This is a genomic window from Zhihengliuella sp. (assembly GCF_031178195.1).
Classification (GTDB): domain Bacteria; phylum Actinomycetota; class Actinomycetes; order Actinomycetales; family Micrococcaceae; genus Zhihengliuella.
The window spans coordinates 156,905-178,179 of sequence record NZ_JAPSJL010000002.1; the positions used below are offsets into that span (position 1 = coordinate 156,905).

The window sequence follows — 21,275 nt, forward strand, 5'->3', positions numbered from 1 at the left end:
GTTCGGGCCGCGATTCGATGCCGTCAAAGCGTGTCTTTCGCTCACCGCGTAGCACACCGGTCCGCGCCGGGTGGCGTCCCGCACGGCGCGCTCGCCTCCCTGGACGTCAGTTCGGCCCCGCCCGGCGGGGCAGCTCGGCTCGAGGCCCCGGGGCTCGTAAACTTGCGGGGATCGCAGTCCCATTCCCCTGACCGACCCCGAAGGAGTTGCTGCCGCGTGGCACCGAGTTCTGAGTACAGCGCACGGCACCTGTCCGTGCTCGAGGGCCTGGAGGCGGTCCGGAAGCGCCCCGGCATGTACATCGGCTCCACGGACTCCCGCGGCCTTATGCACTGCCTCTGGGAGATCATCGACAACTCCGTGGACGAGGCGCTGGCTGGCTTCGGCCAGAGCATCACCGTGGTCCTCCACCCCGACGGCTCCGTCGAGATCCGCGACGACGGCCGAGGTGTGCCGGTCGACATCGAGCCCAAGACCGGTCTCTCCGGCGTCGAGGTCGTGTTCACCAAGCTGCACGCGGGCGGCAAGTTCGGCGGCGGCTCCTACACCGCCTCCGGCGGCCTCCACGGCGTCGGCGCCAGCGTCGTCAACGCGCTCTCGGCGCGGCTCGACGTCGAGGTGGACCGCGGCGGGAAGACGTACCGGATGCAGTTCCGGCACGGGGAACCCGGCCGGTTCACGGACACCGGCAAACCGAAGCCGGACGCCGCCTTCGCGCCGTTCGTCCAGCAGTCCGAGCTCGACGTCGTCGGCAAGGCCAAGCGCGGCGTCACGGGCACGCGGATCCGCTACTGGGCCGACCGCCAGATCTTCACCCCGGACGCCAAGTTCTCCTACGAGGAACTGCAGGCCAGGGCCCGGCAGACCTCGTTCCTCGTCCCCGGGCTGCGGATCGAGCTCCGCGACGAGCGCCGACTGCCCGGCACGGCGGGCGCGGATGCCCCGGTCGTCGAGGTCTTCCAGCACGACGGCGGCATCTCCGAGTTCGTGGAGTTCCTGGCGCCGGACGCCGCCGTGACCGACGTCTGGCGGTTCCACGGGACGGGGACCTTCCACGAGTCCGTCCCCGTCCTCGACGCGAGCGGGCGCAGCAAGATCACCGACATGGAGCGGGTCTGCGAGGTCGACGTGGCCCTGCGCTGGGGCGTCGGCTACGACACGACCGTGCGCAGCTACGTGAACATCATCGCGACGCCCAAGGGCGGCACCCACCAGACCGGTTTCGAGCAGGCGCTGCTCAAGACGTTCCGCAGGCACATCGAGGCGAACGCGCGGAAACTCAAGGCCGGCAACGACAAGGTCGAGAAGGACGACGTCGCCGCCGGCATGACCGCCGTCCTCACCGTCCGCCTCGCCGAACCCCAGTTCGAGGGGCAGACCAAGGAGATCCTCGGCACCTCGGCCGTCCGGCAGATCGTGTCGAAGGTGGTCGAGAAGGAGCTCAAGGCCAAACTCGCCTCCACGGCCCGCGCCGACCGCCAGCAGACGAGCCAGTTGCTCGACAAGGTCGTCAACGAGATGAAGTCGCGGATCTCAGCGCGCGTCCACAAGGAGACGCAGCGGCGCAAGACGGCCCTGGAGGGGTCCTCCCTGCCCACCAAGCTGGCGGACTGCCGCAGCAACGACGTCGAGAAGTCCGAGCTCTTCATCGTCGAGGGCGACAGCGCCCTCGGCACCGCCAAACTGGCGCGCAGCTCGGACTTCCAGGCGCTGCTGCCCATCCGCGGCAAGATCCTCAACGTCCAGAAGGCCTCGGTCGGGGACATGCTGAACAATGCCGAGTGCGCGGCTCTGATCCAGGTCATCGGGGCCGGGTCCAGCCGCAGCTTCGACCTCTCCGCCGCCCGGTACGGGAAGGTCATCCTGATGACCGATGCGGACGTCGACGGCGCCCACATCCGCACGCTGCTGCTGACGCTCTTCTTCCGCTACATGCGCCCGATGGTCGAGTCCGGACGCGTCTATGCGGCCGTGCCTCCGCTCCACCGCGTCGAGGTCGTCAACCCCGGGTCGAAGTCGAACGAGATGGTCTACACCTACAGCGAGGCCGAACTGCACCGCGTGCTGGACCGGCTGGAGTCCGAGGGCCGCAAGTACAAGGAGCCGATCCAGCGCTACAAGGGCCTCGGCGAGATGGATGCCGAGCAGCTGGCCGAGACGACGATGGACCCGCGGCACCGCACGCTGCGCCGGGTCAACATCGAGGACGCGGAGCGCGCCGAGCGGATCTTCGAGCTGCTCATGGGCAGCGACGTGGCGCCCCGGAAGGACTTCATCATCACCGGCTCCCAGCGGCTGGACCGCGAGCAGATCGACGCCTGACGGCCCGACCGACCGGCGTCAGTCGAGGACGGCCTGGACGAGGACCAGCCCGGTGGGCACCAGGACGAGCAGGGCCGACGCCGAGGCGAGCCCGGCCACCGCGGCGCGGGGGAGCGGCACGGGAGCCGTGATCAGCCGCTTGAGCCGGTGCGTCGAGAGACCGCCCTCCGGCAGGGCCGCCTCCGCGCCCGCCACCGGCGACTCGCCGGTGGCGGCGGTGACGACAGCGCGCAGCAGCGTCTGCCGCGGCACCTGCTGCAGGGCGGCGTCGTCCGCCAGCATCTCGATCAGCTCGTGGACAGCCGAGCGCGCCAGACGCGACGTCGGAAGCCACGGCAGCGCCTGGTGCCAGGACTCGAAGGCGAGGAGCAGCAGGTCGTGGCGCTGCTCGAGATGCGCACGCTCGTGGGCCAGCACGGCTGCGAGGCCGTCGTCGTCGAGCGCGTCCATGAGGCCGCGGGAGACGACCGTGACCGCGCTGGTCACCCCGGGGACGCAGTAGGCGACGGGGGTGTCGTGCTGGACCACCACCGTCCTCGGGATGGTGGGGGACGGGTTGGAGAGCAGCGACAGGAGCCGGCGGTGCCGGATGCGGTGGCGGTGCACGCGGATCCACGTGAGCAGGAGCGTGAACACCAGGTGCACGCCGAGCAGGGCCGCGGTGCTCAGGGCGAACAGGTGCAGCGCCCCCAGGCCGTCGGCCGAGGTCCGCCCGCTGACAACCCTCCAGAACTCGACGAGGCTCGCCACGAGACTGTCGCCCAGCGGCGCCAGTCCCCAGAGGGCGAAGGCGCCGATCATGGAGAGCCCGCCCGCCAGGGCGATCGCCTGCCAGAGGATCAGCGTGGCGATGGGCGCGCGCGCGACGAATTCGGCTTTGGACAGCCAGACGGGGACGGGCCACGCCAGCGCGATGGCGAGGCCCGCGAGGAGGTAGGAGGTCAGCAGCACGGCGCCGCGGCCGGGGCGGTCAGGCGGGCTGCTCGTCGGCGGGGTCGCCGTCGAGGAGCCGGCGCAGGGCGGCGGCCTCGTCGTCGGAGATGCCGCCGATGAAGCGGGCGAGGACCGCCTCGCGGTCCATGACGGTCCCGAGCGCGTCGTTCATCAGCTCGACCGTGTGCTCCTCGCGGGTCATGACCGCGCGGTAGCGATGCGGCCGTGTGTCGCGTTCACGGCTGACCAGGTTCTTCTTCTCCAGCCGGGCCAGCACCGTGAGCACAGTCGTTACCGCCAGCTCCTTGCCGTCGGCGCTGGCGGATTCGGCCAGCGCGTCACGCAGGCCGTTGGCGGTCTGCGCGTCCGGGCTGTCCCAGAGCAGATCCATGACTGCGCGTTCGAGGTCGCCGAGTGTGGCCACTGTGTGTTGTCCTCCATGTGGTGAAAGCGGTACAGGCGGCACGGGCGTGCACCCGGACCGCTGCAGAGACCAATTTACCGCTTCGCAAGCCAAGTTTCTACACGCAGTAGAAACCTGGGGTCGATCCGCAGGAAACCATCAGCCGGGCTCCAGCGCTCCGCGGCGAGCTCAATCGACGTCGACCACGCCCGGGTCCCCGAAGGGGATGGAGTCCTGCACGGGAGCGGAGAGCGGGGCGCGCGCCGGCTCGGGGGCCGGCAGGCCCTCGGGCATCCCCGACGCCGCAGCCGCGGCCGGCGACGGCGAGCCTGCGGCACTCGACGGAGCGCTGGGGGGCGCTGTGGAATCCGTGGCGGCATCGGCCGCGGCGGTCTGGCCCCCGGACGGGCTGCCGGTGATCCCCGCGGCACCGAGCGATCCGCCGAGCAGATCGACGCGCTGCGCCAGCGGCGCCCCGGACCCGTCGCGGCGCCCGAACTCGACCGGTAGGGACCGCGCGACCCCCGCCTGCGAGGACGCGCGGGCCGGCCCGCGGCCCGCGAAGGCGAGCATCAACCGGTCCTCGCCCTTGAGGAAGCGGTGGGCGCGGACGCCGGCCGTCGCGCGGCCTTTGACCGGGAACTCGGCCAGCTCCGTGACCTTGACCGTGCCGGCCTCGGTGCCGGGCAGGACGTCGTCGCCGGTGGCGATGGTGACGACGACGGCGTCCGGGTCCTCCGGGGCGCAGACCCCGAAGAAGACCGCCTGGTCGCCGTCGCCGAGCTTGATGCCGGCCATGCCGCCCGCCGTGCGCCCTTGTGGCCGCACGGCCGCGGCCGGGAAGCGGAGCAGCTGCGCTCTGGCGGTCACGAAGACGAGCTCCGCCTGGTCGCTGGCGGGCGCGGCGCCGACCACCGCATCGCCCTGCTTGAGCGTGACGGCCTCGAAGTCGTCCCGGTTCAGCGGGTAGTCCGGTGTGACGCGTTTGACCACGCCGTTGCGGGTGCCGAGGGCGAAGACCTCGTTCATGGGAACCAGCGCCACCACGGTCTCCTTCGGCGCGAGCTGGACGAACTCGCCGACCTTCACGCCCTGGGCCAGGGCCGGGAGGCCGGGACCGGGCGGGAGCACAGGCATGTCGACCACCTGGAGGCGGATCAGCCGGCCGGAGCTCGTCAGGGCCCCGACCTCGCCGCGCGCCGTGGCCGCGACACTGGACTGCACGACGTCGTGCTTGCCCCGGGCGCCGCCGTGGTCGAGGGGTGTGCGGTCCGCGGTGCGGCCCAGCTGGCCGGTCGCGGAGAGCAGCACGAAGCACGGATCGTTGGCGATCTCGAGCGGCATCGCCGCCTTCGCGCCCTTGGCGGCCGGCTCGGCGGAGGGCAGTGCGCTGCCCTTGAGCGGCTTGCCGTCGTCCTTCTCGAGCAGGACCGTCCGGCGTGGCTGCGCGAACTGGTCGCCGACGGCGGCGAGCTCCGCCGAGACCGTGTCCCGCAGGCGCTGCTCGGAGTCCAGGATCGCCTGCAGCTCGTCGATCGACCGCTTGAGCTCGTCGCGCTCGGCCTCCAGCTCGACCTGCGAGTACTTCGTCAGCTGGCGCAGCCGCAGCTCGAGGATGTGGTTGGCCTGCACCTCGGAGAGGTCGTAGATCTTCATCAGGCGCTCGCGGGCCGCCGCCGTCTCGTCCGAGGTGCGGATGATCTGGATGACCTCGTCGATGTCCAGGATCGCGATGATCAAACCCTCGACCAGGTGGAGGCGGTCGCGCTTCCGGCCCAGCCGGTACGCCGTGCGGCGGCGGACGACGTCGATCCGGTGGTCGACGTAGACCTGCAGGAGCTCGACGAGCCCCATGGTCCGGGGCTGGCCGTCGACGAGTGCGACGTTGTTGATGCCGAACGAGTCCTCCATCGGCGTCAGCCGGTAGAGCTGCTGCAGGACCGCGTTCGGGTTGAAGCCGTTCTTCAGCTCGACCACGAGGCGCAGCCCGTGCTTGCGGTCGGTGAGGTCGACGACGTCGGAGATGCCCGAGAGCTTCTTGGACGTCACCGCGTCCTTGATCTTCTCGATGACCTTCTCCGGCCCCACCATGTAGGGCAGCTCGGTGATGACGAGGCCCTGCTTGCGGGCGGAGATCTGCTCGAGGGCGACCTTGGCCCGGGTCTTGAACGAGCCGCGCCCGCTCCGGTAGGCGTCCCGGACGCCGTCGAGCCCGACGATCGTGCCGCCGCCGGGCAGGTCCGGCCCGGGGACGAACTTCATCAGGGCGTCGAGGTCGGCCTCGGGGTGCTCGATCAGGTGGCGGGCGGCCGCGATGACCTCGCCGAGGTTGTGCGGCGCCATGTTGGTCGCCATACCGACCGCGATGCCGGTCGTGCCGTTGACCAACAGGTTCGGGAACGCGGCGGGCAGCACGTCCGGCTGCTGGAGCTGGTTGTCGTAGTTGGGGACGAAGTCGACGACGTCCTCGTCGAGGCTGTCCGTCATCGCGAGCGCCGGCGCGGCCATCCGCGCCTCCGTGTAGCGGGCGGCGGCGGGGCCGTCGTCGAGCGAGCCGAAGTTGCCGTGCCCGTCCACCAGGGGCAGGCGCATCGCCCACGACTGGGCCAGGCGCACCATCGCGTCGTAGATGGCGCCGTCGCCGTGCGGGTGGAGCTTGCCCATGACCTCGCCGACCACGCGGGCGCTCTTGACGTGGCCCTTGTCCGGCCGCAGCCCCATCTGCGTCATCATGTAGAGGATGCGGCGCTGGACCGGCTTCAGCCCGTCGCGGGCGTCCGGGAGCGCCCGGGAGTAGATGACGGAGTACGCGTACTCGAGGAAGGACTCCTCCATCTCGCTCGTGACATCGATGTCGACGATGTTCTCGGTGAAGTCCTCGTCCAGGATCGAACTCTGTCGACGCGGCATTGGTGAGCGGTTCCCCTTGGGTCGGCGGGCTGGGACGTAGGCTAAGCCTATGGCGGAGACGAGCCGAAGTGCCGAATATCCGGACCACTGGGAGGCCGATGTCGTCCTGCGGGACGGTACCACGGCCCACCTGCGGCCGATCGGGCCCGGCGATGCCGCCGAGCTGCAGCGCTTCCACGGGACCCAGTCCGAGACGTCCGTCTACCTGCGCTTCTTCACCTACAAATCCGAGCTGACGCCGCGCGAGCTCGAGCGGTTCACCCGTGTCGACCACCGCGACCGGGTCGCGTTCATCGTCCTGCGCGGCGGCCGCATCATCGGGGTGGGACGGTACGACCGACTCGACGACCCCGTCGAGGCCGAGGTCGCGTTCAACATCGCCGACGAGGCCCAGGGCCGCGGCGTCGGCTCCATCCTCCTCGAGCACCTCGCGGCCGCCGCGCGAGAGAATGGCATCGCGCGCTTCAGCGCGGAGGTCCTCCCGGAGAACCGCAGGATGCTCGCGGTCTTCGCCGAAGCCGGCTATGAGGTGGCGCGTCGATTCGACGACGGCGTCGTCATGCTGGAGTTCCCGATCGACCCGACCGAGCGGTCCCGCGCCGTCATGGAGGCGCGCGAGCACCGCGCCGAGGCACGGAGCGTCGCCGGCCTGCTGGCGCCGGCGTCCGTGGCCGTGATCGGCGCGAGCCGCGAATGGGGCTCCGTGGGGCACACCCTCCTGGAGAACCTCACCGACGGCGGCTTCGCCGGCCCCGTCTATGCGGTGAACCCGGACGCCCTGGAGCTCGGTGGGCGGATCGCCTACGGCACGCTCGCCGAGGTCCCGGGCGGGGTGGACCTCGCCGTGGTCGCGGTTCCCGAGGACGCGCTGCTCGACGTCGTCGCCGACTGCGCCGCGAAGGGCGTCAAGGGGCTGCTCGTGGTCACCGGCGGGTTCGACCGGGACCCCGCCGCCACCGCGCGGCAGCGCGAGCTCGTCCGACTGGCGCGGAGCCACGGCATGCGCCTCGTCGGCCCGGCGTCCCTGGGCCTGGTCAACACCGACGGGCAGGTGAGGCTGAACGCGTCCGTGGCCCCCGGCATGCCGCGGCGGGGCGCGCTCGGCCTGTTCTCGCAGTCCGCCGCGATGGGCATCGTCATGTTCTCCGCCGCGAGCCGGCGGGGCCTGGGCGTCTCCAGCATCGTGTCCGCCGGGAACCGGGCCGACGTCTCCGGCAACGACGCCATGCAGTTCTGGGAGGACGATCCGGCCACGAGCGCCGTCGGGCTCTTCCTCGAGAGCTTCGGCAACCCGCGCAAGTTCTCGCGCATCGCCCGGCGGCTGGCCCGCAGCAAGCCGGTCATCGTCGGCAAGAGCGACTACATGGGCCTGCGCCTGCCACCGGGGCACACCGTCCGCACCACGCAGGCGCCCCTGGGCGCCGTGGACGCGATGCTCCGGCAATCCGGTGTGATCCGGGTGCGGACCAACGAGGAGCTGATGGACGTCGCCCAGCTCGTCGCGACCCAGCCGCTGCCGGCCGGGCCCCGCATCGCCGTCGTCTGCAACTCGGCCGCGCTGGCCGGCATCGTCGCGGACACCGCCGCGCAGGCCCGCCTCGAGCCCGTCCTCCTCCGCGGGGACCTCGAGCTCGACGACGGCCAGTCCCGGGCGCTGCCCCGCCTGTCCGCCGCGGTGGGGGCGGCGCTCGCCGACGAGCGGGTCGACGCCGCCGTCGTCGCCCTGCTGCCGGTGCGCGGCCTCTCGCTGGCGGCGCCCGCCACGGCCCTGCTCGAGACCGGCCGCCGGGCCGGCAAGCCCGTCGTCGCGTGCTTTGCGGGGCAGCCCGGGAACGCCGCGCCGGCGCAGGGAGTCCACGACCCGGCCGTGCAGGAGCGCGGCTCGCCGGCGCCGCGGTCGACGGCGCAGGGCAGGACCCCACGGGCCGACGACGACCGGGGGAGCGGGGCCGCGGTGGGGCCCCAGGGGGCCGACGGGCCCGCCCTGCAGCCGGCCCTGCCCTATTTCTCGAGCCCCGGGGACGCCGCTCACGCGCTGGGCCAGGTGGTCGACTACGTCCGCTGGCGGGAGCGGGACTTCGGCGAGGTCGCGGCACCGAGTGGGATCGACGTCGACGGGGCGGAACGGCGGCTCGCCGGGTACCTGACCCGCGTGACCGACACGGAGCTGATCCGGCTCGACCCGACCGAGGCCTCGGAGCTCCTGTCGTGCTACGGCATCGACGTCCTGCCCTCGGTGCCGTTCGAGACCGAGGAGGAGGCCGCGGCCGCGGCGGGACGCGTGGGCTACCCCGTGGCGCTGAAGACCACCGACGAGAACCTGCGCCACCGGCTGGACCTCGGCGGCGTCCGCCTGAACATCTACGACGAGCCGAGCCTGCGCGGCAACATCCGCGACATGCGCAGGGTCCTGGAGCCCTACGGCGCCGTCGGCCTCGAACTGCAGGCCATGGCCCCGTCCGGTCAGGGCTGCGTGGTCCGCGCCCTCGAGGATCCCCTCCTCGGCCCCCTGGTGTCCTACGGGCTCGCAGGGGACGCCGTGAGCCTGCTCGACGACTGGGCGCACGGCATCCCGCCGCTGAGCAGCACCGAGCTGGCGGAGCTCGTGCGCGCGCCCCGCGCCTCCCGCCGCCTGTTCGGCTATCAGGGGCTGCCGGCCGCGGACGTCGGTGCCCTGGAGGACTTGCTCAACCGGGTCGCGACGCTGAAGGACAACCACCCCGAGATCGCGCTCCTCGAGGCCAACCCGGTCCTGGTCGCCGAGCACGGGCTGACCGTGCTCTCCGTCGACGTCCGCGTCGGCAATCCGGCCGAGCGGACGGACAGCGCCCGCCGCGCCATGTCCTGACGCGGACGGCCCGTCCCCGATCGGCGGCACTCTCGATAGACTGGAGCCCATGTTCTCCCGCACCCCCGACGCGTTGAGCGCCCTGCGCGACGACCTGACCCGTTCCGGCTTCTACCCGCACCTCGTGGAGGACGTCATCGTCGACGGGCTCGACGGCGCGGAGCCGCAGGACCACTTCATCCACGTGGAGACGCACTTCGACCAGGACGAGGTGCACCGCCACGTCACCGGCCTGGTGGTGACCCGGGACTTCCTGGTCATCGTCCACGTGGACGACCAGCAGCTGGACGAGCACGGCCAGCACGTCATGGCCCAGGCCTCCACGGAGACCGTCCCGCTGGTCCGGCTCGGGACGGTCATGCTCAACTCGGTCTTCCGTCAGCCGCACGAGTACCGCCGGGGCGACCAGGCGCGCGAGCTCACGCTGGCCATCGCCTGGACGGGGAGCCTGCGCGCCGACCTGGTCCCCGCCGGATGCCAGGACCAGCACTGCGACGCGGACCACGGATACACCGGGAACCTCCAGAGCGAGGACCTGGTCCTGCGGATCAGCGCCGAGGCGGACGGACCGCTGGCCGTCGAGAACGCGCGCCGCTTCGCACGGACCCTGCGCCGGCTGCACACCGGGGCGGCGCTGGCCGGGCGTGCCTGAACCGGCCGCCATGACGGGGACCGAGCTGCCGCCGTTGCCGCGCTACGCCGGCGCGCACGTCCGCCACGTGCTGCCCAGCGCCGCCGCCGCGCTCGGCATCGCCGGCTTCGAGAACTCCCTGGGCGTACCGCGGGCCCGGAGGGTCTGCGTCGTCATGGTGGACGGGCTCGGACTCGGCCTGCTGAAGGCATCCTCGGGCCACGCGCCCTTCCTGCGCTCGGTGCTGGGCACCAATCGCACGCTCGACGCCGCGTTCCCGACGACGACGGCCGCCTCGCTGGCCTCCTTCGGGACGGGCACCGCCCCGGCGGAGCACGGCATCGTCGGGTACGACGTCGTCGACCCGGCCCGGCGCCGGGTGGTGAACCAGCTCGGCAACTGGCCGTCGGACCTCGACGCCGTCGCCTGGCAGCCGGTGCCCACCGTGCTCGAGCGGGCCGCCGGGAGCGTGCACGTCGCCACGGTCAGCCTGCCCGAGTTCGCGGACTCCCAGCTCACGCGCGCCGCGCTGCGCGGCGGGACGTTCGTGGGGGCGAAGACCATCCAGGCGCGCGTCCAGGCCGCCCAGCGGCAGCTGGCCGGTCACGAGCGGGCCCTCGTCTACCTCTACCTCAACGAGCTGGACAAGACGGGGCACCGCCACGGGTCCGACTCGGGCCGCTGGCGCGACCAGCTAGAGGACATCGACTTCGCCCTGCGGACGCTCGTGAAGCGCCTGCCCGCGGGGACCCTGGTCCTCCTCACGGCCGACCACGGCATGGTGGACGTCCCGCGGGAGCAGCGCCTCGACTACTCGCTCGTGCCGGAACTGGTGGCGGGAGTCGAGCTGACCGCGGGCGAACCGCGCGCGGTCCAGCTGCACGTCGCCCCCGGGGACAGCGCCGGGGCGGACCGAGTAGCCGAGGCCTGGCGGCGCGAGTTCGGCCGCCGGGTGTGGGTGCTGCGCCGTGAGGCCGCGATCGCGGCCGGATTCCTCGGCGCGCCCGAGGACCTCCGGGGCGGGGTCGCGGAGCGGCTCGGCGACGTCCTGGTGCTGCCGCGTGAGACGGACCTGGCGCTCTACGACGGTCGGCGGGTGGCCCCCCACGCCTTCGACATGGTGGGGCAGCACGGCAGCCTCACCCGCGCCGAACGGGAGGTCCCGCTGCTGACGCTGGCCCGGCCGGTGAAGTAGGGGCCGGAGCGGTACTAGTCCTGCTTCTTGCCGAAGACGATCTCGTCCCAGCTGGGCACGGAGGACCGCTTGGGCTTCTGCCGCTTTCCCTGCGGGTCGTCCTGCGCGCCGGCCGCGTTCCGCTCGTCCTCGCCGGCGCGGTTGCGACCGGTGGGCAGCTTGCGCCCGGCCGAGGGCGAATCCGCCGACGCGTCGTCCTCGCGCGCGGCGAAGCGGAGCGTCCGGAGGTTCGGGACCACGGTGACGTCGGACGTCTCGGTGCTCACGCCGTCGTGCAGGTGCGGCAGCTCCTGGTCCTCCTCGGCGAAGCCGAGCCGCCGGGCCTCGGCCTCGTCCGCGAAGTCCTCGTCGCGCGGATGGGCTGCCGGCACGCCCTGGCTGAGCATGAGCGCCAGCTCATCGTCGCCGTCCTCGTCCTCGCCGAGGCGCTGGCCGCGACGAGCGCGGAGGATCTCGAGGAACTCGTCCTGGGCGCGGGACTCCTGCGTCTCGTCGGCCGGCGATGCCGGCTTCTCCTCGTCCTCGGCGGCCTCGACGTCGAACGGGTGGTCCGCGACGGCGGTCAGCCGGCGGCCGGCGAACGGCGAGTCGAGCGGCTCCAGCTCGGAGAGCACCTGCGCCCAGCGGTTGCTGTTCTGGAGGAGTTTGCGGGAGGGATGGAAGATCCAGCGGGCAACCGGCTCATCGCCGATCGAGAGCCGGTCGGCATCGGAGGGCGAGGCGAACTCCGCGGTGACGTTCCACGCGCCGTCGGAGCGGCGAGCGGCATCCCAGGCGAGCGTCTCCACGTCCACGCCGAAGCCCTCGAGCCGGACGCGGACCATCTCGGCCAGATTGGCGGGCTCGTCGCCGAACGCCGAACGGTAGGCGTCGTGCCCCTGGGGCCCGGACACCTCGACCCGCTGAGCCTGCTGCGCCATGTACTCGCGCTCGGCGAGCACCGGGCTCGCATACCGCATGATGTTCTCCAGCGGCAGCCCGGACTCGCGGACCAGCTCGTCGGCGGAGGCGCCGGAGCGGATGCGGGCCTGGATCTCCCGGGGGGAGAGTGTCCGGGAGGCCGCGGAAGGGTCGGCGGCCTGGTCGCCGCCGGGGCGGGCGGACGGACGGGTCACGGCCTGACGGAGCGCGTCGTCGATCGCCAGTTGAAAGGTCTCGCCCTCGGAAGCGAGTAACACGTGGCTGCCGTCGTCGTGGACGCCCACCAGTCGGAGCTGCTGCATTCCATTCCTCCACACCGTCGATTTCCTGGTGCAAACTCTGCCATCGCAGGCCCGGCAAACCCGTGATTTGCGCGGGTGTGGCGCGGCCGGCCGGACCGGCCGTGCACGGGTTCTTCCATCCGTCGGAATCGCTGTCCGCGAAAGATTGGCGTTTTCGGGGCCGATGGTGAACAATCTGTGCGTCATCAGGGTGACAACCCGAGAGCACAACGTCTACAGCAGCTAGCACCGGAGCGTGATTCATAGACCATGGCGACCGATTACGACGCGCCGCGCAAGAACGAAGATGAACTCAGCGAGGACTCGATCGAGGAGCTGAAGAACCGCCGCTCCGACAAGCAGTCCGCCGTCGTCGACGAGGACGAGGCCGAGACCGCTGACAGCTACGAACTGCCCGGCGCCGACCTCTCCGGCGAGGAGCTGATGGTCCGCGTCCTCCCGGCCCAGTCCGACGAGTTCACCTGCAACTCCTGCTTCCTGGTGCGGCACCGCTCCCAGGTCGCCGTCCAGCGCGACGGCCTGCTGTACTGCAAGGACTGCGAAGGCTGATCATCCCGCCCCGCATCACGCACGGCCAGCGGTGAACGACGGCGGCTCCCCGCCGGATCCGAGAGGGTCCGGCGGGGAGCCGCCGTCGTCCTGCGTGCGGTCGCCGGTCCCTGCTGCGGGCGGGGGCCTGCGCCGGCGGTCCGGTGCGGGGCACCGGTCGCTAGGCGCTGGCCCCGGTCAGGACCGCCGCGAGCTCCTCGGGCCGCCGCGTGCTGGTGATCCAATAGGGGGTCGCGTCCGCCGGGTCGGTGACCTCGATGGTGACCACCGGGTCGATCCAGCCGCGGAAGCACATGAAGGCCGTGCCGTTGAGCGCGGGGCCGCGCTGCTGGGTGGCGTCCTCGCCGCGGTACGCTGCGACGTCGCCGATGTGCTCGCGCTCGATCCTCGCCCTCCCGACGCGCAGCCACTCCGGCGTCACCTCGATCCGCCCCGATGACAGCGTGTGGTTCAGGACAGCCACCGTGACCAGGGCCGCCACGGCGATGCCGGCGGTCACGCCGACCCCGACCCCGATCGGCGCGAGCATCGCATACCCCGCGAAGCCGGTGCCCAGGACGATGAGCCAGATCCACCAGGCGGGCCAGAGATATTCGCGGTAGAGGACGCCGGCGGCGGGGGAGTGAGAGGTTTCTGCCATGGGATCCAGTCTAGGTTCACCGCGGCACGGGGCACGCCGGAGTTCAGGGCTCCGGCGAAAGTGGCTAGAGTGAGATGAGTCCCCGAACCAGCCGAACGGCAGGAGCAGCGCGGTCATGACCGCCGAACAGACCACTACTTGCGACGTCGAACTGAAGATGCTCGACGAGGGCATCGAGCCGCCGTCGTACGCCCACCCCGGCGACGCCGGCGCCGACCTGCGTGCGCGCGTCGACGTGACCCTCGAGCCCGGCGAGCGGTGCCTCGTCCCCACGGGGGTGTCCCTCGCTCTGCCCGCCGGCACGGTCGCGCTGATCCACCCCCGCTCGGGACTGGCCACGAAGCACGGGCTGACGATCGTCAATGCGCCCGGGACCGTGGACGCCGGATACCGCGGTGAGATCTCCGTGACGCTGCTCAACACCGACCGGTGCGAGGCCATCCGGCTCCGCCGCGGCGACCGGATCGCGCAGATGGTCATCCAGCGCGTGGAGACGGCGCGCTTCGTGCCCGTCGCCGAGCTGCCCGATTCCGCGCGCGGCGCCGGCGGCTTCGGCTCCACCGGGGGCTTCGCCGCCGCAACCCGAGGAGAGGCATGATCTTCAAACGCAGGAAGCCCGCCGACCGTGCCCAGGACGCGGGCGCGAACGACCTCGAGCACGGGACCGGCGACGGCGCCGAGCAGGAGCCCCGGCAGGACGCCGGCACGCCGGGCGCGGCCCCGGGCCTCTCCGGCCCGTTCGACGGCGACGACTTCACCGCCCGCGAGGGATACGTCGATCTCGGCTCCCTGCTGATCGAGCCGGTCGAGGGCATGCAGCTGCGCCTCGAGGTCGAGGACAAGACGAAGCGCGTCATCGCGGTCGCCCTGGAGCTGGACGGCTCGCGCCTGCAGCTGCAGACGTTCGCCGCACCCAAGTCCGAGCAGCTGTGGCCCGGGATCCAGCAGCAGATCACGGCCAGCATCGAGAAGCAGGGCGGCCGGGTGGACAAGGTCACCGGCCGCTTCGGCGAGGAGCTCGTCGCGCGCGTGCCCGCCAAGCGCCCGGACGGCACCGCCGGTTTCATGGTCGCCCGCTTCCTCGGGTACGACGGCGGACGCTGGTTCCTGCGCGGCGTCATCGGCGGCCCCGCGGCCCTGGACCGCTCGAAGGCCCAGGCCCTCGAGGAGATCATGGCCCGCGCCGTCGTCGTCCGCGGGGACCAGCCCATGCCGCCCTCGGAGCTGTTGCCGCTGAAGGTGCCCGAGGGCGCCGTGGCGCGCCACCCGGCGGAGGGCGCAGCCGCCGACGCCGGGACCGGAGCCGCAGGGACCGCTGGCGGGACGGGCGACCGTCCCGAGCCGCCGGAGCGCGGCCCCGAGACCACGCAGATCGGCTAGGGGCCCGGCGTGCCCGCCCCCAGCCAGCCCTCGGGACCCGGGTTCGTGACGATCGCCGATCTGCCCGAGCGCGGCCGCCTGACCACCGGCGGCTTCGTCGAGTTCGTCCGCTACACGCCTGCCGCCGGGGCCCCGCGCTTCCAGGCGAGCCTCGTCGACCGGCCGGCCGCCCCCGGCGGCCGCCGTGCCGCTGCTCCCCGGATCGAGCTCCTCTGGCACGGCCGGTCCCGCGTGCCGGGGATTGTTCCCGGCGCGTGGGTGCGCGTCCGCGGCGCCGTCTCCACGGTCAGGGGCGTCCCGACCATGTACGACCCCCACTACGAGATCCTGGCCTCGCACCGCGAGCTCGCCGGGACCGAGCGCTCCGCGTGAGCCGCGCGCACCACCAGCAGGAGGCGAGCGACGTGCAGTCGACACCCTACGATCCGGAGCAGCCGGAGCAGCCGGAGGATCGCCGGCGGCGTGCCAAGTCGGCCGCCGAGTCGGTCGCGCGCCAGGTCGCCGAGAGCTCGGCGGTCCGGCACAAGGACAACGGCGAGGTCGACGTGCTCGCCACCATCGGCGGCTGGCGGGGCCTGGCCGAGGCCCTCGTGCCCGGCTCCGTCTTCATCGTGGTCTTCACCGTCTGGCAGGAACTCGTCCCGGCCCTGGTGGCCGCTCTCGCCTCGGCGGCCGTGTTCACGGCGCTCCGCCTCGTCCAGCGCCAGGCGCTCACGCAGGCCCTCGCGGGGCTCGTCGGCGTCGTGGTCTGCGCCCTGTTCTCCGGGACCACCGGTGAGGCGCGCGGCTACTACGTGCCGGGGTTCATCACCAACGCCGTCTACGGCGCCGCGCTGGTCCTCTCCATCCTGCTGCGCTGGCCGCTGATGGGCGTCGTCTTCGGCTACCTCCGCGGAGAGGGCACGGGGTGGCGGCAGGACCGGGCCCGCCTGCGGCGCTACGCCGCCGCCACGTGGACGATCGTGGCCGTCTTCGCGGCCCGCATGCTCGTGCAGATCCCGCTCTATGTCGCCGCGGAGTCCGACGCCGGCGCGCTCACCGCGCTCGGATCGGCTCGCCTCATCATGGGAGTCCCGCTCTACGCCATGGGCCTCTGGCTCGCCTGGACGGTCTCGCGTCCCGTGCGCCGCGCCGAGCCCGCGTAGCCCCGGCGCTACTCGCCGCTGCGCAGGGACCGGCGCAGTTCCGGCTCCGCCGAGATCGCGGTGATGAAGAAGACCTCGTCGCCGCCCTCGAGCACGTCGTCGGGGCTGGGGATCAGGGGGCTCTCGTCGCGCAGCAGCGCCACCACGGCGCACTCCTCGGGCAGGCGCAGCGACCCGAGGGTCCGCCCCACCAGCGGCGAGTCCTGCGGCATCGTGAACTCGACCATCGAGGTCTCCCCGGTGCGCAGGGTCAGGAGCCGGACGACGTCGCCGATCTCCACCGCCTCCTCGACGAGGGCCGTCATCAGGCGCGGCGTGTTCACCGCGACGTCGACGCCCCACGAGTCGTCGAACATCCAGTCGTTCTTCGGGTTGTTGACCCGGCCGACGGTGCGGCGGATCCCGAACTCGCTCTTGGCGAGCAGCGATACCACCAGGTTCACCTTGTCGTCGCCGGTCGCCGAGACCACCACGTCGGCGTCGCCGAGCCCGGCCTCCTGCAGGGTGGTCAGCTCGCATGCGTCGCCGAAGAACCACTCGACGCCGACGAGCTCGCTCCGGGCGCGCGACTCGGGCTTCTCGTCGATGAGCAGGACGTCGTGCCCGTGCGAGACGAGCTCCCGGGCGATGGACGCGCCCACACTGCCGGCCCCGGCGATGACGACCTTCATGCCTGCTCCTCCGTGCTCGTCTCGTCGATGTTCCCCTCGGCCGCTGCTGCCGCCTTCGCCGGCGGCTTCGAGAGCACGCGGTCGACCTCCCCGGTCGCGTCCACGGGCATCATGGCGTGGAGGATGTCTCCGTCCTGGAGGCGGGTCCCGGACGTGGGGAGGATGCCCTGCCCGAACCGCGTCAGGTAGGCCACCCGGACGCCGGAGGCGGACTCGATGTCCGTGACGAGCCGCCCGTACCACTGGCGGTGCACGTCGATCTCGCCGAGGACCAGCCGGCCCGAGGCCTCGCGGAAGTCGCCCTGGACCCCGGTCTCCGGCAGGATCCGGCGCAGCACCTGGTCAGCGCTCCACCGGACGGCCGCCACCGTGGGGATGCCGAGGCGCTGGTAGATCTCGGCACGCCCCGGATCGTAGATGCGGGCCACGACGTGCGGCACGTTGTAGGTCTCCCGGGCGACGCGGGTCGCGAGGATGTTCGAGTTGTCGCCGCTGGACACCGCGGCGAACGCGTACGCGTCCTTGATGCCGGCCTGCTCCAGCGTGTCCCGGTCGAACCCGACGCCGGTGACGGTCCTGCCGCCGTACCGGCTGGCGAGCCGTCGGAAGGCGTGCTCGTCCTGATCGATGATGGCCACCGTGTGGCCGGCCTCGTCGAGGGTGTGGGCCAGCATGACGCCCACGCGTCCGGCCCCCATGATGACGAAATGCGGCATCGACGTCCTCCGCGTCCGTAGTGCGCGGCCACCTCGGCCGCCGTCTCGGATCCAGTCTTTCACGGCCTCCGCGCCGGCGCCGCCGCGGACGGCATGACACCGGGCGGGGGAGGGACTACCTTTGACGAGGTGTTGACGTTCCTGGAAGCGCTCAAGCGGGTTCTCGTCGGCCGTCCCATGCAGACGGAGAGCCTCAAGATGGCGCCGCTCGGCCGGTGGGTGGCTCTCGGCAAGCTGAGCTCGAATGCCCTGTCCTCCGTCGCCTACGCCCCGGACGAGATCCTGCTGACCCTCGCCATCGCGGGTCTGAGCGCGATTCACTTCTCCCCCTACATCGGCCTGGCCGTGATGGCCGTGATGTTCGTCATCATCGCGTCCTACCGCCAGTCGGTCCGCGCCTATCCGGGCGGCGGCGGAGACTACGTCATCGCCAGCACCAATCTGGGGCCCAGGGCCGGCACGACGGCGGCGGCAGCCCTCCTGATCGACTTCGTCCTCACGGTGGCCGTCTCCATGTCCTCGGCGGCCCACTACCTCGTCGCCGTGTTCCCCGGGCTGCAGGGGCACCGGGCCGAGATCGCCGCCTGGGGCGTGGTGCTCCTCGCGTTCGTCGGCCTGCGCGGCTTCGGGCGCTCGCGCCTGGTCCAGGTGCTGCCCACCTACCTCTTCGTCGGCGCGGTCCTCGTCATGCTCGCCACCGGCTCCATCCTGGCGGCGACCGGCCGGCTGGGGCAGGCCCCGAGTGCGGACTTCACCATCGTCCCGGAGGCGGGGTTCGAAGGCGGCCTCACCGGGTTCTTCGGCGCCCTGCTGCTGCTCCGCGCGTTCTCCACCGGCTCGGCGGCGCTGACCGGCATCGAGGCGCCCACCAGCAACGTCCAGCAACTCCGCGCCCCGCGGGCCAGGAACGCCGGAGCGATCCTCGTCTGGCTCGGTGCCGTTGCCGCGGTCCTGACCCTCGGGACGCTCTTCCTCGCGGAGGCGACGCACGTGCGCATGGTGGAGGAGCCGCAGCGGTACCTCCGGCTCGACGGCGGCCCCATCCCGGCGGACTACTTCCAGGCGCCGGTGCTCGGCCAGCTCGCCTCGGCCGTGTTCGGCCCGGGCAGCCTGGGCGCCGTGCTGATCCTGCTGGTGACCATCTGGGTCCTCTGGACGGCCGGCGTCTCGACGTTCAAGTCCTTCCCGTTCCTCGCCTCCCACCTGGCCACCGACGGGTACCTGCCGCGTCAGCTCCGCCGCCGCGGCGACCGCCTCGGCTACAGCAACGGCATCATCGCGCTCGCTGCCGCGGCCATCGTGCTGGTCCTGCTCTTCGACGCGCACCTGCCCGCCCTGATCCAGATGTACGTCGTGGGCGTCTTCGTGGCGTTCACGCTCAGTCAGGCCGGCATGCTCAAGCACTGGAAGCGGAAGTTCGTCCAGACCCCGGACCGCCAGGTCCGGGCGCGGATCGTCCGGGCCCGCCTGCTGAACCTCGTCGGCTTCCTGCTCTCGCTGGCGGTGCTCGTCGTGGTCCTGGTCACCAAGTTCGTGCACGGGGCCTGGCTCGCCCTGCTGGGGATCGCGGTCCTGTACCTGGTCATGTACTCGCTGCACCGGCACTACGAGGAGGTGGACCGCGAGCTGGCCGTCGACTTCGACTCCGAGACCAAGGCGCTGCCGGCCCGCGTGCATGCGCTCGTGCTGGTGACCAGCGTGCAGAAGCCGGTGCTCCGGGCCCTCTCCTTCGCGCGCGCCAGCCGGCCGTCCAAGCTGGACGCGATCGCCGTCGACGTCGACGAGGACCGCACCGACCGGATCGTCGAGGACTGGGACCGGCTGCGGGTGCCGGTGCCCCTGACCGTGCTCGCGTCCCCGTACCGCGAGGTCGCCTCCCCGCTGCTGGACTACATCAAGAGCATCAAGCGCGACGCCCCCCGCGACCTCGTCGTCGTCTACGTCCCCGAGTACGTGGTGGGTCGTTGGTGGGAGCACCTCGTGCACAACCAGACCACACTGCGCGTGCGGACTCGGCTGCACTTCGAGCCCGGCGTCGTCGTCGCCTCGGTGCCCTGGCAGCTCTCCGAGCGCACGCACGGGCGGGCGCTCTTCGGGTCCGAGTCGCACGACGCCGCGGATCCCGCCGCCGCCGACCCGTCCGCCGGTGCCCGCCGCGAGCCGACGGCCGAGGGGCCCCGCACCGAGGACCCCGGCACCGAGGACCCCGCAACCGCCACCACCGTGAAGGACCGCCCGTGACCGAGCAGACCCCAGCCCCCGTCGTCGAGTTGTCCGTGGGCGCCGTCGCCCACGGCGGGCACTTCGTGTCCCGGCACGAGGGCCGGGTGGTCTTCGTGCGGCACGCCCTGCCCGGTGAGCGGGTGCGGGTGCGGTTGACGGAGTACGACGACGACGCGCGCTTCTGGCGCGGCGACGCCGTCGAGGTGCTGGAGGCCTCGCCCGACCGCCGGGAGCATGTGTGGGCCCCGGCCGACGCGCTCGCCGCCCACGGCGCCGGACGTCTGCCGGCCGGCGGGGCCGAGTTCGGGCACATAACCCTGCCGCGTCAGCGGGAGCTGAAGTCGGACGTCGTCGTGGAGCACCTGTCCCGTGCGGCCGGCGTGGACGCCGCCGCCGTCGGATTCGCCGGGGTCGAGGCTGCACCGGGGGAGGACCCGGACGGGCTCGGCTGGCGCACCCGCATGGCGTTCGCCGTGTCCGCGGCGGGCCGCCCGGCCATGCACGCGCATCGCTCCGACCGGCTGGTGGAGATCTCCGGCATGCCGCTCGCCGCCGCCGGGATCCAGGACTCCCGCCTCTGGGGCACGGACCTGACCGGGTTCGGGCGCGTGGAGGTCGCGGCGCCGGCCGTCGGCGGGCAGCTGCTCGTCCTGCTCGTCCCCGCCGAGGGCACGGCACCGGCCACCGCACAGCGCGCGGCCCGGCGGGTCGCCCAGGACCTCGGGCCGGAGGTCTCGGTGGCCCTGCTCTCGCAGGCCGACGGGCCCGCGGCGGACGGCCGCGGCGGCCTGCAGCGCATCTCGGGGCGGACCTGGCTGCGGGAGACGGTCGACGTCGACGCGCCCGGAGCGCCCTACGAGTACCGGGTCACCGGCGAGGGCTTCTGGCAGATCCACCGCTGCGCGCCCGCGCTGCTCACCTCGGCGGTGCTGGACATCGTCGACGCGCGGCCCGGGCACCGGGTCGCGGACCTGTACGCCGGGGCCGGCCTGTTCACGCGCGCTCTCGCCGAACTCGTGGGGCCGACCGGAACCGTCCTGTCGATCGAAGGAGCCCCCGGCACCAGCCGGGACGCCCGCCGCAACCTCCACGGCCACGCCCAGGCGCGGATCGTGCAGGGGCGGGTGGAGCGGAGGCTGCGCCCCGAGCTCGCCGACGTCTCCGGCGCCCGGGCCGGGACGGGGGTACGCGCCCCCGGCCGCGGCGGTGCCCTGGACGCCGTCGTCCTCGATCCGCCGCGCGCGGGCGCCGGCAAGGAGGCCGTGCGCCAGATCGCGGCCGCCGCGCCGGGCACGGTCGCGTACGTCTCCTGCGACCCGGCGTCCTTCGCCCGGGACACCGCCTACCTCGCCCGGGAGGGCTACCGGCTGGAGGGTCTGCGCGCCTTCGACCTCTACCCGAACACCCACCACGTCGAGCTCGTGGGGCGCTTCGCCGCCCGGTGATCCGGCGGTGCGGCACCACCGTGTGACGCGTGCGTGACGCC

General features: G+C 72.6%; 18 protein-coding genes. 11 read left to right on the forward strand and 7 right to left on the reverse strand.

Going from position 1 to position 21,275, the window contains the following annotated elements:
• Positions 1–216 precede the first annotated feature (216 nt).
• Positions 217–2,322 carry a DNA topoisomerase IV subunit B gene (locus RIN46_RS03355; RefSeq protein ID WP_309079986.1) on the forward strand — a complete coding sequence of 702 codons (2,106 nt, stop codon included), beginning with the start codon at positions 217–219 and terminating at the stop codon, positions 2,320–2,322.
• A gap of 18 nt (positions 2,323–2,340) precedes the next feature.
• On the opposite strand, the gene RIN46_RS03360 is transcribed toward RIN46_RS03355, so the two are convergent.
• The 3 genes from RIN46_RS03360 to RIN46_RS03370 all read right to left on the reverse strand — a co-directional run bounded on the left by RIN46_RS03360 (position 2,341) and on the right by RIN46_RS03370 (position 6,568).
• On the reverse strand, positions 2,341–3,273 hold the full coding sequence (locus RIN46_RS03360; protein ID WP_309079985.1) for a M56 family metallopeptidase: 933 nt from the start codon (positions 3,271–3,273) through the stop codon (positions 2,341–2,343).
• Between the two features lie 19 nt (positions 3,274–3,292).
• Positions 3,293–3,679: a BlaI/MecI/CopY family transcriptional regulator gene (locus RIN46_RS03365; RefSeq protein WP_309079984.1), complete on the reverse strand. Its 387-nt coding sequence runs from the start codon at positions 3,677–3,679 to the stop codon at positions 3,293–3,295.
• A gap of 168 nt (positions 3,680–3,847) precedes the next feature.
• Entirely contained in the window at positions 3,848–6,568 is a 2,721-nt protein-coding gene (locus tag RIN46_RS03370; protein WP_309079983.1) for a DNA topoisomerase (ATP-hydrolyzing), read from the reverse strand.
• A 49-nt stretch (positions 6,569–6,617) separates the two neighbouring features.
• On the opposite strand from RIN46_RS03370, the gene RIN46_RS03375 reads away from it, so the two are divergent.
• From RIN46_RS03375 to RIN46_RS03385, 3 genes are read left to right on the forward strand one after another with little or no spacing between them, the layout of a single operon-like run.
• Entirely contained in the window at positions 6,618–9,416 is a 2,799-nt protein-coding gene (locus RIN46_RS03375; protein WP_309079982.1) for a GNAT family N-acetyltransferase, read from the forward strand.
• Positions 9,417–9,465: 49 nt separating this feature from the next.
• Positions 9,466–10,068 (forward strand): DUF5998 family protein, encoded by a 603-nt coding sequence (locus RIN46_RS03380; protein ID WP_309079981.1) that lies wholly within the window; start codon positions 9,466–9,468, stop codon positions 10,066–10,068.
• Entirely contained in the window at positions 10,061–11,242 is a 1,182-nt protein-coding gene (locus RIN46_RS03385) for an alkaline phosphatase family protein (RefSeq protein WP_309109435.1), read from the forward strand. Before RIN46_RS03380 ends, RIN46_RS03385 begins: the two co-directional genes overlap by 8 nt.
• 14 nt (positions 11,243–11,256) lie before the next feature.
• On the opposite strand, the gene sepH is transcribed toward RIN46_RS03385, so the two are convergent.
• Complete coding sequence (sepH, locus tag RIN46_RS03390; RefSeq protein WP_309079979.1) at positions 11,257–12,465, reverse strand: septation protein SepH; 1,209 nt, start codon at positions 12,463–12,465, stop codon at positions 11,257–11,259.
• Between the two features lie 249 nt (positions 12,466–12,714).
• Between sepH and RIN46_RS03395 the strand changes: the two genes are divergently transcribed.
• The gene (locus RIN46_RS03395) at positions 12,715–13,014 is read left to right on the forward strand and encodes a DUF4193 domain-containing protein (protein ID WP_309079978.1); all 300 of its coding nucleotides are present in this window, start codon (positions 12,715–12,717) and stop codon (positions 13,012–13,014) included.
• 160 nt (positions 13,015–13,174) lie between these two features.
• Here the strand turns inward: RIN46_RS03395 and RIN46_RS03400 are convergent, their stop codons facing one another.
• Positions 13,175–13,654 carry a DUF3093 domain-containing protein gene (locus RIN46_RS03400; protein ID WP_309079977.1) on the reverse strand — a complete coding sequence of 160 codons (480 nt, stop codon included), beginning with the start codon at positions 13,652–13,654 and terminating at the stop codon, positions 13,175–13,177.
• 115 nt (positions 13,655–13,769) lie between these two features.
• On the opposite strand from RIN46_RS03400, the gene dut reads away from it, so the two are divergent.
• Genes dut through RIN46_RS03420 form a run of 4 tightly spaced genes read left to right on the forward strand, consistent with a single transcriptional unit; the run spans position 13,770 to position 16,179 of the window.
• The gene (dut, locus tag RIN46_RS03405) at positions 13,770–14,252 is read left to right on the forward strand and encodes a dUTP diphosphatase (protein WP_309079976.1); all 483 of its coding nucleotides are present in this window, start codon (positions 13,770–13,772) and stop codon (positions 14,250–14,252) included.
• Positions 14,249–15,034: a DUF3710 domain-containing protein gene (locus RIN46_RS03410; protein WP_309079975.1), complete on the forward strand. Its 786-nt coding sequence runs from the start codon at positions 14,249–14,251 to the stop codon at positions 15,032–15,034. The genes dut and RIN46_RS03410 overlap by 4 nt, the downstream gene beginning before the upstream one ends.
• Before the next feature lie 9 nt (positions 15,035–15,043).
• On the forward strand, positions 15,044–15,406 hold the full coding sequence (locus tag RIN46_RS03415) for a hypothetical protein (protein WP_309079974.1): 363 nt from the start codon (positions 15,044–15,046) through the stop codon (positions 15,404–15,406).
• 32 nt (positions 15,407–15,438) lie between these two features.
• Entirely contained in the window at positions 15,439–16,179 is a 741-nt protein-coding gene (locus RIN46_RS03420) for a DUF3159 domain-containing protein (protein WP_309079973.1), read from the forward strand.
• Between the two features lie 8 nt (positions 16,180–16,187).
• Here the strand turns inward: RIN46_RS03420 and RIN46_RS03425 are convergent, their stop codons facing one another.
• Positions 16,188–16,850 (reverse strand): TrkA family potassium uptake protein, encoded by a 663-nt coding sequence (locus RIN46_RS03425; RefSeq protein WP_309079972.1) that lies wholly within the window; start codon positions 16,848–16,850, stop codon positions 16,188–16,190.
• On the reverse strand, positions 16,847–17,566 hold the full coding sequence (locus RIN46_RS03430) for a TrkA family potassium uptake protein (protein ID WP_309079971.1): 720 nt from the start codon (positions 17,564–17,566) through the stop codon (positions 16,847–16,849). Before RIN46_RS03430 ends, RIN46_RS03425 begins: the two co-directional genes overlap by 4 nt.
• 129 nt (positions 17,567–17,695) lie before the next feature.
• On the opposite strand from RIN46_RS03430, the gene RIN46_RS03435 reads away from it, so the two are divergent.
• Together RIN46_RS03435 and RIN46_RS03440 are read left to right on the forward strand one after the other, a co-directional pair.
• Positions 17,696–19,807 carry an APC family permease gene (locus RIN46_RS03435; RefSeq protein WP_309079970.1) on the forward strand — a complete coding sequence of 704 codons (2,112 nt, stop codon included), beginning with the start codon at positions 17,696–17,698 and terminating at the stop codon, positions 19,805–19,807.
• Positions 19,804–21,234: a TRAM domain-containing protein gene (locus RIN46_RS03440; RefSeq protein WP_309079969.1), complete on the forward strand. Its 1,431-nt coding sequence runs from the start codon at positions 19,804–19,806 to the stop codon at positions 21,232–21,234. Before RIN46_RS03435 ends, RIN46_RS03440 begins: the two co-directional genes overlap by 4 nt.
• The last annotated feature ends 41 nt before the right edge of the window (positions 21,235–21,275 follow it).

Excerpts from the sequence above, each read along its gene's own strand:
- RIN46_RS03430 (WP_309079971.1), bottom strand. The coding sequence starts at position 17,566 with ATGCCGCATTTCGTCATCATGGGGGCCGGACGCGTGGGCGTCATGCTG.
- RIN46_RS03370 (WP_309079983.1), bottom strand. The coding sequence starts at position 6,568 with ATGCCGCGTCGACAGAGTTCGATCCTGGACGAGGACTTCACCGAGAAC.
- sepH (WP_309079979.1), bottom strand. The coding sequence starts at position 12,465 with ATGCAGCAGCTCCGACTGGTGGGCGTCCACGACGACGGCAGCCACGTG.
- RIN46_RS03380 (WP_309079981.1), top strand. The coding sequence starts at position 9,466 with ATGTTCTCCCGCACCCCCGACGCGTTGAGCGCCCTGCGCGACGACCTG.
- dut (WP_309079976.1), top strand. The coding sequence starts at position 13,770 with ATGACCGCCGAACAGACCACTACTTGCGACGTCGAACTGAAGATGCTC.
- RIN46_RS03410 (WP_309079975.1), top strand. The coding sequence starts at position 14,249 with ATGATCTTCAAACGCAGGAAGCCCGCCGACCGTGCCCAGGACGCGGGC.
- RIN46_RS03375 (WP_309079982.1), top strand. The coding sequence starts at position 6,618 with ATGGCGGAGACGAGCCGAAGTGCCGAATATCCGGACCACTGGGAGGCC.
- RIN46_RS03425 (WP_309079972.1), bottom strand. The coding sequence starts at position 16,850 with ATGAAGGTCGTCATCGCCGGGGCCGGCAGTGTGGGCGCGTCCATCGCC.
- RIN46_RS03400 (WP_309079977.1), bottom strand. The coding sequence starts at position 13,654 with ATGGCAGAAACCTCTCACTCCCCCGCCGCCGGCGTCCTCTACCGCGAA.
- RIN46_RS03395 (WP_309079978.1), top strand. The coding sequence starts at position 12,715 with ATGGCGACCGATTACGACGCGCCGCGCAAGAACGAAGATGAACTCAGC.